Here is a 10,778-nt window from a genome sequence, read left to right as displayed (position 1 = left end):
CAGTCAATGGCTGCGGCATGAAAACGAGTGTAAATCTGTCAAGTAAAATCAGGGTAATACAACCTTTAGTGAGAGAAAATCTTGAATGATTATCAGCTGATGACTACATATTCAATAACGATCAAAAATCATTTTAAAGCTCTATCATTTCATATAATCGGGACATGTTTAATGGCCCTGGTAGTGGTCTACTTTGAGTATGATCCTCTTTTGGTAAAAGTTTGTGGAGTATTTTGGATAGCTCTGACTCTACCTACACTATTCTTACATATTGGGTGGTGGCTGAACTGTGTTGACAATGATTTTTCATTGACTTAAAAGAACATTTGTACTCTGCTGGCGTCGATACGGCCCCTCTAAATTTTGTGCTTGAGCATTATTTGAGCTTACCAGATAACAAGCCACTTGATGCCCGGTACTTTGCCCCACGAGGAACACCAGGTGTGGGCGTTCCGGGAAGCGATCCAAACGTTCCAAAAAATGATCGTCGATAAGCCTGAAGATGGCAACGGCGAAGCAGAATAATTTATATTTGCTCAATCTAATCCAAAGACAATACTTGAGAAATATGTCTTTTCCACAGTTCAAGAATTTCCGCGTTTTTTCAATCTTAGTAGCTTTATTAATCTTTGTTGGATGTCATAAAGACCCAGACCCTCAACCTGATTTAGTTGCAGATTTAATAGGTACTTATAAAGTACAGAAAGCAGTAACTATCTTCAATTCTACAATCTCTACTGATGAATTTCCATTCATAGCAGGTAGGATAATAATTGAGCGATCTAACTCAGATAAGACCAGAATTGGAGTCAGTTCGTTTGTATTTTCCAATGGTGGCCCAGTTAGTGATGAACAATTAAATGAGGCTATGAAAATATTTCCACCCAATAACTCTCAATCATTTACGTTTCCGGTAACCCAAAGAAATGACACAATTTTCTTTACTGACAACCAAAAGTATTTTGGTAGCTTTTATAAGGACGTGGTAACATTTAGATACAAAGGCTCTTTTGATAATACACTTACTGCAACTAAGGTAAAGTAGAATGAATGCCTATTCATTTCTCAGTCCTACGGTAGTGGCTGAAGTGTGTTGATGCGCCAACTTAGCAATAGGCTATGTATTAACAAACTATTGATTACAAGCTTTTTATTCTTTAACATTGTAATAGTCATTGTCAACACAGTTCAGCCATTACCGGCTAGTCTAGTTACGCACGGCCTGGCGCAACGGCGGACCGTGAGAAGCGTCATAACTCACGAAGAAGCGTCTCAATAAAGCCCCGATTTACCGACCCTTTGGTATGATCTTATCTGTTACGGTACATAATGATTAAATGTATTCTCAAATTGCCATCTCAATAATCAGCGTATCATTTATTCAAGTTGGATGAGTTTGTAGAACATAAATCACCTGATGAACTCGATTTAACATTTATTAAACGAACGTGGCTGTTGCAAAAGTCTGGCAGGCGTTTGTTAGACTTAATCTCAGGCCTCATTCCGCTAAATTTTACCTCGAAAATAAGGGGGTAACAAGGGGAATTTTAATCGGTAACGACTTTTGCAACAGCCACCATCGTTATGTTAATGAACTATCCCAAGATCAACTCCCTGCGAAGCTGTGCAAGGCGGCCGACGCGCAGGAAGAGTATAGACCTGCATTATGGGCTTAGAATGAACGCTTTCCAACCGCGAGTAAAGTACCGTCAAGAATGGCTTCTGAGTAGACGAGCTTACCAATAATGCTCGATTTATAACATAAGACATGAAAAGGATTTTAGTACTATTCATGACATGTACAGCTTGTATAAGACCCCCTTCACTGCCCACCTCCAGTCAGTACAACGTAATTGGCGTATTGAATGACTCGACTTGGTTTGCTACTGGCAAAGCCATTCGATTAGTTAAACCCAAGGAACAGCCAAACTCGGTGAAGCAATTCAACTTGCAGATGATAACCGATATCAACTATCCGGGCAATGGATCGGCGACCCGCTCACCCATTATTACAGGTTGTCTTGGCGAGTGTATACCCACTCAACGACTTCATGTCTACAACATTCCGCTCAAAAAAGGGAAGTTTAAGCTGCGTAAATTGGATAAAGCCCGAACGGTTGATCTAGAGCGAATTAATTACTGGCTGTTGATTAATGGAGGAGGGATGAACAAAAACTATCACTATGAAGGTCGTAAGCCAGGCTGGATACGTATTACTCGCTATGACCCGCAATCCAATACAGTCGAAGGGGCTTTTTCATTTGATCTTGATGAGAATCTAAAAGTATACAACCGGTTAATTAACAGCATGCCTCTAATTGCTCGGTTTCGACAAGGCCTATTTCGAGTGAAAATAGAGGACATCAAGTTGAAACAATAACCTCAAATTAACATATTTGCATTTATATAACACAAAAAGCGAGCTTGATTGTAGAATAATAAAACAATTTAACTCTCTCGTTTTAACCGAGTTACACGTGTAAACTTTAATCCATTTCACTCATGAAAACCTTAATCCTGTCCTTAGTAGCTGTGGCCCTATCTATGGGGCAAATTCATGCCCAAACGTTAAATGACGATCATACTTTTGGTGAAGTGGTTAGTAAATCAATTCGCTATCCTGAGTTAGCTCACCAGCAACAAAAAGTATCTGAGGCTTATGTCAACTTCAAAGTTGACGCACAAGGGAAGATTACTAACATGGTCATTCTGAACGCTTCCCATGTTGACAAGTCGTTTCAACAGGAGATTAACCGAGTTTGGCAACAACTGCCTCCACAAAGCCAAAAATATCAAGGTGATTATGTGTTGCCCCTTTCCTTTGTCCTAGATGCGAAGGATAAAATTAAGCGAGCCGAGTCAGATGCTTCCATTTTGCGTCAGAAATCTGGTCAATACACCTTATTAAAGGAGATGGTTATAACAGGCTATCTTTAGATTTTTCTCAGATTCAGGGTTAGTTTAGTCTTTATCTGGATCTGAGTTTATGTTCATAACAAAAGTCTAGTGGCTGTTGCAAAAGTCGATAGGGCTGTAGAAGGCTCGTTATACCGGCCATTTTTACCCATGAATGGGGTCGTAACGGGTCCCCAATTTATGCCTTTTAGACCCATTCCAGACTTTCGCAACAGCCACAACAACTATATAACATACTTGACTTCAGTTAGCATGGACGTGAGTAGACAAACTCAACCGGCTCCAGGTGATTATTACGGAACGGTGTACAAAGGCAGTCTTATCTTGCCAGTCTTGGTGATCATTGTTCTGGCACTAGCTCTTTGGTGGTTTCTAAGGAAACGCAAATGACTACCGCTAACCGATAGCCACTTATACAAATGGCCACGTACACAATACGATTTTGTGATTATTGACCATGAAAACCTGGCTTATATTTATCGGAATGGCTTGGTGTGTAGTGTACACTACTATGGCGCAGTCTTGCAAAAAAATTACGATTGACGACGTCAATCAAAAAAAAAATACTCGCCGACTTTATTGACAATGCTGTCAGAAAGGAATTCTTTGTGGGAGATAAAGGCGTAGTCGTCGTGAATAGATTTCTCCGGTATGGGCGTCCAAGCTGGCTAATTAAGTCAACCATTGATGACCACTATAAAGACAATCCACCCCTTGAATGGGCTAGTTTAGACCGTGATATTGTGCTTTTTTACGACACTCAATCATCCATGCATGACGTTACTGAACACAAGCCAACTCCGGAGTTACTGCGTTGTTTGGATGAGGCTATCGGGGATCGATTATATATCCGGCCACCCCAACTCCAACGTTTACTGGACTCTGGGTTTAAAACTCCAAGCGGAAAACCAATTATCGTCAATGTGCACCGACTCCCCATTAGTAGCAGTATCGTAATCGTATTTGAAGCCGATGGTAGTGTAGTATAACCAAGTACCAGCCTGTATAAATGCTTCTACCCAACATGCTCAAAGGAGCAGATTCGTTGACCAACCAAAATTAAACAATTAGTTGTACATTTCTAAGAGAGCTACTAGGTTTCGATTTCACTCATTCTCAATTTATTTTCATGACATAATGTTTATTTATGTAATACCCCTTCAAAAAGTACAATACTTAGCTATTCTAAAGAATAGCTAAGTATTGTACTTTTCCTCGATTTTTGCAAAACCGATCCCGTTTATGAAATATATATTACTCTTGTTATTAACAGCATCTCTGTGCCAAGGACAAATTGCAAGGCCACCTAAGGATTCCAAAGGGTTAGTTGTTAGTACAACTTTAGAAGACAATGTATCACTTGAAACAATAGCTCGTTTTATGAATGAGCACCATTTTCCAATTGATAAGGTGGATAAAAAAAATAAAATTATAACCTCACTGTTTAAGGAGTTTGGGCTTATTTACGTGCAAGCCATTATTACCGTAGACAAAGGCTTGGTCATCGTTACTGGTTTATGGTCGTCTACTGAAAAATTAACTGAATTATCGGGTGAGAAATTTGTGAAGGTGCCCATTCAATATAAAGGGCAAAGTGTTTCCTATGATAAACGGGCTTATGCTGCCATTGAGGGCTTAGCCTATGGAATAAACCATACTATCCAAAGTGAAAAGATTTTTTATTTGCCTGCTGACTAGTTTTGTTATATCCTGATGATTTGCAAATAAAGCTTCACTTTCGCTACTGGGCAGAGTAGATAGGTATTGTACTTTTTGAAGGGGCGTTTTATAACTAGAGTGGCTGTTGCAAAAGTCTGTAATGAGTTAGGGAAGCTTGGTTCGCCAGCCAATTTCTGACCATTGAAAGGCTGAAAATCACCTTTCAGCAGAGATATTTTTACCAAGTGTTGACTTTTGCAACAGCCACTAGACTTATATAAAGAAACTGTTTCAAGATATAGCACCATAAGAAATCCAAGTCTGTCATACGAAAAGTTCAATAACAGTGACGGTGTATAGGTCTAACATTTACTATATATTAAATTTTTTGTCATGTTTACTTGACTTAGAGTAAGGTTTACATTACTTTTCGAGTAACCTTAACATAGATGATCATGAGATTCCTATTGCCGAGTAAATTTAGAATAGCTGGACTAGTGATGATGGTGGCTGGACTAGCAGGCGTTTGGCTTGCTACATCAAATGGACTTATCAATTTATACCGAATTGTCGATCCTGCCAAAGCATTGGCGAACGGGTCATATCCATATCCAGCAGACTTTTGGTCAGTTAATCAATTCGTTGGCTTTACTTCAATAAGTCTCACAATTGTAGGACTGCTGGCTTTCTTTTTCTCTAGGGAACAAGATGAGTTTATGTATAGGGTTCGGTTAGAATCTCTTCAATTCGCGGCTGTTGCTCAAGTGGGTGTTACGATCTGCTTGAGTGCTTATTTTTTCTTCAAAGGGGATATTCCTCTAGAAAACCTGATGCCTGCCATTATAACAATTAGTGTAGTGGGATTCTGGCTATTACACATTATTCGGTATAGCTATATTGTGTATTTCAAGTCTGAAGCAAATGAACCTATTTAGCCCATTCAAAGACATGAAAAACACAATTCGTGTCGAGCGAGCCATTTTAAAAATGACACAAGCTGAACTGGCTAATCAAGTCCATGTGTCTCGCCAAGCGATAAACACCGTTGAAAGGGGCAAGTACGTTCCATCCGCTGTTTTAGCGATCAAAATAGCTCAAGTCTTCGGCAAAAAAGTAGAAGATATTTTTACGATTGAAGAAGGAGATTAAACCCGTATGCTACTGGAAACTTTAGTCAGAATCCAGTATGAATACTCCCCTATTATGTTAAGGGAATATCCGTAGATTGGCCCTCTTTATGGCGAGTAAAGGATCGCTAAAAACGGCTTCTGAATTATCATACCATCTGATTATACAACAGATATGCGAGTCTTCATTTTCTTTCTTCTCTTCCTAACTATCCCCGATTGTTACGCCCAAAAACAATCCATTGATAGTCTTCAAATCTACCAGGCAGTTAAGGGCCAGCTTTTGACTATTAATCAAGATGACCAGCAAGGACGGCAACTACTTGACTCCATCAGCCGTAAGTACGGTGCTAAGTCCAATCAAGTTGATTCTTTATGGAAAGCGATTCACGTTGCTGATCAAGTTAATTTAGAGAAGATTAAAGTGATTTTTCGCCAATACGGTTGGATTGGCGAAGACAAAGTAGGAGTTCAGGCGAGCATGACTCAATTCTTGGTGATCCAACATTCAGACGTAGCGACTCAACACCAGTTCTTACCCATAATGCGTCAGGCAGCTAAAGCCAAAAAAGCGGATGCGGGTTTGTTGGCTATGCTAGAAGATCGAGTAGCCCTGGGAGAACGAAAAATGCAAATCTATGGCAGTCAGATTAGCTTAGATCCCAATGGAGCCTATGTAATGCCATTAGTTGATCCGGATAATGTGGATAAGCGTAGAGCCGAAGTCGGTTTAGGTCCCTTAGCCGACTACATTAGTCGTTGGCATCTCAAATGGGATGTTAATGCATATAAAGCGCAACTGCCTGAGTTAAAGAAAAAACATGGTATTGACAATTAAGTGAAAGTCAGGTTATCATAAACGCACTCATACAACAACCTTAAGGGTAAAAGACGGGTCTATTTATAAACGCATAAACAACTGACCATGAAAATATTAGTAACCTTGGTATGCTTGCTAGTTGTAACAGCGAGTTTTGCCCAACAAAATTCAGTGAAGGAAAAAAGCGATTCATTGCAGAATCAGAATATAGACAATATGCCCATTCTCAAAGGGCAAGGGAATGCATTAGACATACCTACTCGAAATGGGAAGGGGGATGCAATACCTATGCCTAACCGGTCTATGCCAGTTGCTTTAACTTCTGGTGAACAAATTTCAGTTAGTTTGAAAGCTAAAAGCGAGCCCGTAAAGCATTGGTCAGTAGATTCATTGTTCCGAGTGCTGCCTAATACAAGTCTGCCTAAGAAGAACTAAACAGTTATGGACTATCACATTTCGTAGGATAGCTAACAGGAAGGTTAAATCGTAATCTCAGAAAAGTTTCTTTACATAACGTTAGTGGCTGTTGCAAAAGTCTAAAAGGCGTCTGGTAAGCTCGATAGATGAGCCTAGTTCCGCTAAATTTTGCCTCAAAAACTAGGGGTTTCAACGGGAAAGCATAAGCCGTTCCGGCTTTTGCAACAGCCACGCCACTTATACGACAGCTAATACCATTTTGAAATATATACTTTTTTTGTTGATTGGTATAACAACGTTTTCTTGTTTTCCGAAGCAGCCTGGCCCTTGCTATGATTGTCAACTAGTCCAAACTATTCAAGTAACCAATCGAACAGTAACTACTAGTTCAAGTAGTTACCATAAAATATGTGATTCTCTAGAAGCACAGACATTTGTTAGAAGAAATACTCTTACACGTGTGGTTCCCGTTGGTGTAATTAATCAACAGCAGGTTGATAAAATCATCTCATATTTTGCCACTTGTAGTAGAAGATAAAGCTAATATTAAGTCAATTTATCTTTGATAATAGAGTGAGAGAAGTAAGAATAAAGGCAGCTACTAAATACACTCCTTTGAAGATGACTTTAGCAATAATTCTTTTACATAATGGTAGTTCTACAACTCCTCTCGGAAGAGTACTATTTTTTACCTAGCAACTAAATTACACTTTTTTAGGTAATATGACACTCAATCAAAATTGAAAGATAGAAGTAACCTGATTCATGCTTACCACAAAAATATTAAATTATAAAACTGGCCTTATTCTGACAATTGTAAGTTGGTTCTTTTGCTTAAACCCATATTGGCTAATTTTTGCAGGTCCATTTTTTGTTGGAGGGCTTTTAGTAGTTTGGTTTTCGAAAGAGAGATTAAAGACTAAAATAATTACAGCCATTTTGCCATTAATCCTCTGGTATCCTGGCATTGCTGCATTTTTCTTTCTAGCTTCCAAACATATGACTCCTGAGACTTTTCTTATCCCAAGAAATTTTAGAGGTCAGATCACACTAATTTATAATGAGCCTTGTGGACAAGTAGTTCCTAAAGTAGATGGGCGACTTACCTATAAAATCCCAGCTAATGGGATTATGATTTTAAAGAATGAATTTGAAACTGGTGTTATTGACCATAGATACTATTTTGTAGATAAGAGTTGGAATAACGTTGGAGTAATTCCCCAACTCATACAGCAAGACTTTAATGAAGATTATACCCTAGAGAAAAATAACAATGAGCCACCAAGGAGTAAGATCGGCTTGTTCCATTTAGGTAGCGGCAGTGGAAGCACAGAGAACAACGATAATTATAAATTTCATATGATGGTTGTAAATTGTTGGGATAGCCTGAGAGTTCAACATGATGTTGGATTATCAGATAAATTTATTGACAGTTTACTTTATAAATGTAGGAATAAAACCCACCATTGAATTAGTTTATAAAAAGCTGGCTACTATTGTGTAGAGTATGATTTTAATGAATATTGCGATTCTTATAAGAGTACTATTCTACTGCTAAGTGAAAAATAGTACTCTTCCGAGAGGAGTTGTAGAACTCAAATTATGTTATTCGACTAAAACCAGAAGTAATGTGGATTAGACTAAGACTATTGAATAAATAAAATACAAATCTTATATCTATAAAAGATCATTCCCAGGTTGCCTTTATAATGGCGAGTGAATTGCTGTTAGAATAGCATTCGTAGGACTTTTTAAGTACTTCAATCAACGCGTAGCAAAGGTGATTACTTCGCCATAACTACCTCCATCTTGTCGTAAATAATAGCTTTTCAAGTTTATCTTAAGTTCTTGATCATTATCTACATAGCTGTATTCATTAGGCATTGAAGTCGGGGTTAGAGCAGCATACGTACCTCCGCTATAGGTATACTGCGTCTGTTCAGTATTCCCATTTCTAGGTGAGAACTCTGGGGTGATAACTATTTTAATTTTGTTGTCTCCTTGGTAAATCACTTGGGATGCCATCGAAACGTATCCAAGTTTGTTACTACCTGATTTAGTTGACCAAACTGTATCGCCCTTCACTACCTGATATTGTATCTGATAACTACCCGATAATTGGCTAGCTGATTGTTGGCTATATAAATTAGAAATTTGAACTTGATTAGGTTGGCAACCAAGAAGAAAGGACAGCCAGCTAAGGAAGAAAAATCGATTCATGAGTATAACAGGTTAGTATTTTTCTGAATTTAAAAGGTAGGCATTCTCAGCAAGAATGACAAGAACTGTTTAAGAGACTTTACTTCTAATAGATTGATCAAGTCTTGACAACCGACTAACTCGTATGCTACTAGAATAGGTTTACAAAGGGGAACAAAACTGAGTATCAGTCTGATAGTGTACATTTCCGAACCGCACTTTTTTATACGGGTACCATTTTAGTGGTTGATGGCCTTGACCTTGGTGAGCCTGATTAGGCGTTTTGTAGCCTAAAGACGCATGCGGCCGGACCGAATTGTAAGCAATGATGGCCTGCTCAACGGCCGTTTCGGCCATGCCAAAAGTAGGGAATCCTCTCAGATGAAAGTCTTCCTTTAAGGTCCGAAAAACCCGCTCCGCTAAGGCATTCTCGTTAGGGTCGCCTGACTCGGTCATACTAATGGTGATCGTCGCTTGGCGCAGCCGATCCACATAAGCCCCTGAACAATACTGAACACCCCGATCGGACGGGGCCGCCCGTGCGGTGGTGGATCAGCGATTGATCCGATTGACCACGCGTTTTTAAGGCCATTTCCAGGGCCGCTACTGGCCCTTTTGCTTCCAACGTTATATGAAAGGACCAGCCCACAATTTTACGCGAATACGCATCCATAATCACCGATAAATAGGCAAAGCCAATTCCCACCCGAATGTAACTCAAATCACTGACCCAGAGCTGACCAACTCGATCAGGTTTGAGCTCTTTAACTTGGTTGGGATACTTCTCTAAATCATGATCAGAGTCGGTTGTTTTGATTCTTGATCGTTTCTTTGTCAGTAACAAGCCATTGACCTTTAGTAGGTTATGTAGTCTGTCACGCCCTAATTTGATTTGATGAGATGTCAAAAAGTCCTGCATCAATTCATACAATTTAGTCGTCCCCAAGCCCGCAACCTGTTGTCGTAACCGCTTCACTTCAGTCAGGACAATGGTTGCCTGAAAGCCTAGTTTTTCCTGACGCCGGGTAGCCGCATACCAGGCTTGTGGTGTTAAGCCAAACAACCCACACAACTGCTCCATGCCCACCAGGGGATAGCGACGAGTCAGTTGGTTGACCGTTTGGTGCCGCACGGGCGGCCCCGCAGACTTTTTTAGGATCGGGATTTGAAACTGCTTTTCGGCAATTTGAATGGCCGTTTCAAAGGCTTCGGCTTTGAGTTTAAGCCATTTATTCTCGTCTTCGGTAGCGGCTAAGCGTCGTTCAAGCGCTTTGACGTAGGCATCTTGATTGTGCTTTTTCATGGATTTATAACAGCGATAGGGGTATAAATAAGGGGCTAATCGGTGCTTGAAATACCGCACGGGCGGCCCCGCATCGGTTCAACTGACGCAATTCGGTCAGAGAGATGTGTAGGTACTGTTGAATGTCGGCAGGCTGAGCAATTTCAGCTCGATAGACTTCGACCACCTTTCGCTTAAAATGCAGCGACTTTCTACTTTTCTTATTTCGTTGTAATACGCTAATATACATAAGCTTACCGATTTACTGTATACAGAAATCAGTAGCATACGACTTGTTATATGTTAAACTCAGCGAGACCGTCCCCGGTCCCGCTGGTCTTCAAAACCGTGCATGCCA

Annotated in this window: 14 protein-coding genes; 10 read left to right on the top strand and 4 right to left on the bottom strand. The window is 39.8% G+C overall.

What is annotated here, in order from left to right:
• Positions 1-502: 502 nt before the first annotated feature.
• The 10 genes from ACFS25_RS16355 (at position 503) to ACFS25_RS16310 (ending at position 8,409) form a co-directional block, all read left to right on the top strand.
• On the top strand, positions 503-1,045 hold the full coding sequence (locus tag ACFS25_RS16355) for a hypothetical protein (RefSeq protein WP_381503158.1): 543 nt from the start codon (positions 503-505) through the stop codon (positions 1,043-1,045).
• Positions 1,046-1,768: 723 nt separating this feature from the next.
• On the top strand, positions 1,769-2,380 hold the full coding sequence (locus ACFS25_RS16350; RefSeq protein ID WP_381503155.1) for a hypothetical protein: 612 nt from the start codon (positions 1,769-1,771) through the stop codon (positions 2,378-2,380).
• A gap of 122 nt (positions 2,381-2,502) precedes the next feature.
• The gene (locus ACFS25_RS16345; protein ID WP_381503153.1) at positions 2,503-2,937 is read left to right on the top strand and encodes a TonB family protein; all 435 of its coding nucleotides are present in this window, start codon (positions 2,503-2,505) and stop codon (positions 2,935-2,937) included.
• Between the two features lie 518 nt (positions 2,938-3,455).
• Positions 3,456-3,905, top strand: a complete 450-nt coding sequence (locus ACFS25_RS16340; RefSeq protein ID WP_381503150.1) for a hypothetical protein — start codon at positions 3,456-3,458, stop codon at positions 3,903-3,905.
• A gap of 253 nt (positions 3,906-4,158) precedes the next feature.
• Positions 4,159-4,614 carry a hypothetical protein gene (locus ACFS25_RS16335; protein WP_381503147.1) on the top strand — a complete coding sequence of 152 codons (456 nt, stop codon included), beginning with the start codon at positions 4,159-4,161 and terminating at the stop codon, positions 4,612-4,614.
• 416 nt (positions 4,615-5,030) lie between these two features.
• Positions 5,031-5,510: a hypothetical protein gene (locus ACFS25_RS16330; protein ID WP_381503144.1), complete on the top strand. Its 480-nt coding sequence runs from the start codon at positions 5,031-5,033 to the stop codon at positions 5,508-5,510.
• Positions 5,511-5,523: 13 nt separating this feature from the next.
• Entirely contained in the window at positions 5,524-5,724 is a 201-nt protein-coding gene (locus tag ACFS25_RS16325; protein ID WP_381503141.1) for a helix-turn-helix transcriptional regulator, read from the top strand.
• 153 nt (positions 5,725-5,877) lie between these two features.
• Complete coding sequence (locus ACFS25_RS16320; RefSeq protein WP_381503138.1) at positions 5,878-6,540, top strand: DUF6624 domain-containing protein; 663 nt, start codon at positions 5,878-5,880, stop codon at positions 6,538-6,540.
• A gap of 87 nt (positions 6,541-6,627) precedes the next feature.
• On the top strand, positions 6,628-6,957 hold the full coding sequence (locus ACFS25_RS16315) for a hypothetical protein (protein WP_381503135.1): 330 nt from the start codon (positions 6,628-6,630) through the stop codon (positions 6,955-6,957).
• A gap of 747 nt (positions 6,958-7,704) precedes the next feature.
• Positions 7,705-8,409, top strand: a complete 705-nt coding sequence (locus ACFS25_RS16310) for a DUF6843 domain-containing protein (RefSeq protein WP_381503133.1) — start codon at positions 7,705-7,707, stop codon at positions 8,407-8,409.
• 294 nt (positions 8,410-8,703) lie between these two features.
• Here the strand turns inward: ACFS25_RS16310 and ACFS25_RS16305 are convergent, their stop codons facing one another.
• From ACFS25_RS16305 to ACFS25_RS16290, 4 genes are all read right to left on the bottom strand, one after another.
• Positions 8,704-9,159, bottom strand: coding sequence for a hypothetical protein (locus ACFS25_RS16305; RefSeq protein ID WP_381503131.1), 456 nt, complete (start codon positions 9,157-9,159; stop codon positions 8,704-8,706).
• Positions 9,160-9,300: 141 nt separating this feature from the next.
• Positions 9,301-9,594: an integrase core domain-containing protein gene (locus ACFS25_RS16300; RefSeq protein WP_381503128.1), complete on the bottom strand. Its 294-nt coding sequence runs from the start codon at positions 9,592-9,594 to the stop codon at positions 9,301-9,303.
• 1 nt (position 9,595) lies between these two features.
• Complete coding sequence (locus tag ACFS25_RS16295; RefSeq protein ID WP_381503125.1) at positions 9,596-10,441, bottom strand: DDE-type integrase/transposase/recombinase; 846 nt, start codon at positions 10,439-10,441, stop codon at positions 9,596-9,598.
• 4 nt (positions 10,442-10,445) lie between these two features.
• The gene (locus ACFS25_RS16290) at positions 10,446-10,670 is read right to left on the bottom strand and encodes a hypothetical protein (protein ID WP_381503122.1); all 225 of its coding nucleotides are present in this window, start codon (positions 10,668-10,670) and stop codon (positions 10,446-10,448) included.
• Between the last annotated feature and the right edge of the window lie 108 nt (positions 10,671-10,778).

Origin of the sequence: Spirosoma flavum (assembly GCF_042686045.1) — a bacterium.
GTDB lineage: Bacteria > Bacteroidota > Bacteroidia > Cytophagales > Spirosomataceae > Spirosoma > Spirosoma flavum.
The sequence above is the reverse complement of the archived record's forward strand: the minus strand, read 5'-3'. Positions and strand labels throughout refer to the sequence as shown.

Coding starts and splice junctions, on each gene's coding strand:
- ACFS25_RS16315 (WP_381503135.1), top strand. CDS start 6,628: ATGAAAATATTAGTAACCTTGGTATGCTTGCTAGTTGTAACAGCGAGT.
- ACFS25_RS16355 (WP_381503158.1), top strand. CDS start 503: ATGGCAACGGCGAAGCAGAATAATTTATATTTGCTCAATCTAATCCAA.
- ACFS25_RS16335 (WP_381503147.1), top strand. CDS start 4,159: ATGAAATATATATTACTCTTGTTATTAACAGCATCTCTGTGCCAAGGA.
- ACFS25_RS16290 (WP_381503122.1), bottom strand. CDS start 10,670: ATGTATATTAGCGTATTACAACGAAATAAGAAAAGTAGAAAGTCGCTG.
- ACFS25_RS16320 (WP_381503138.1), top strand. CDS start 5,878: ATGCGAGTCTTCATTTTCTTTCTTCTCTTCCTAACTATCCCCGATTGT.
- ACFS25_RS16350 (WP_381503155.1), top strand. CDS start 1,769: ATGAAAAGGATTTTAGTACTATTCATGACATGTACAGCTTGTATAAGA.
- ACFS25_RS16305 (WP_381503131.1), bottom strand. CDS start 9,159: ATGAATCGATTTTTCTTCCTTAGCTGGCTGTCCTTTCTTCTTGGTTGC.
- ACFS25_RS16295 (WP_381503125.1), bottom strand. CDS start 10,441: ATGAAAAAGCACAATCAAGATGCCTACGTCAAAGCGCTTGAACGACGC.
- ACFS25_RS16310 (WP_381503133.1), top strand. CDS start 7,705: ATGCTTACCACAAAAATATTAAATTATAAAACTGGCCTTATTCTGACA.
- ACFS25_RS16330 (WP_381503144.1), top strand. CDS start 5,031: ATGAGATTCCTATTGCCGAGTAAATTTAGAATAGCTGGACTAGTGATG.
- ACFS25_RS16300 (WP_381503128.1), bottom strand. CDS start 9,594: ATGACCGAGTCAGGCGACCCTAACGAGAATGCCTTAGCGGAGCGGGTT.
- ACFS25_RS16325 (WP_381503141.1), top strand. CDS start 5,524: ATGAAAAACACAATTCGTGTCGAGCGAGCCATTTTAAAAATGACACAA.
- ACFS25_RS16345 (WP_381503153.1), top strand. CDS start 2,503: ATGAAAACCTTAATCCTGTCCTTAGTAGCTGTGGCCCTATCTATGGGG.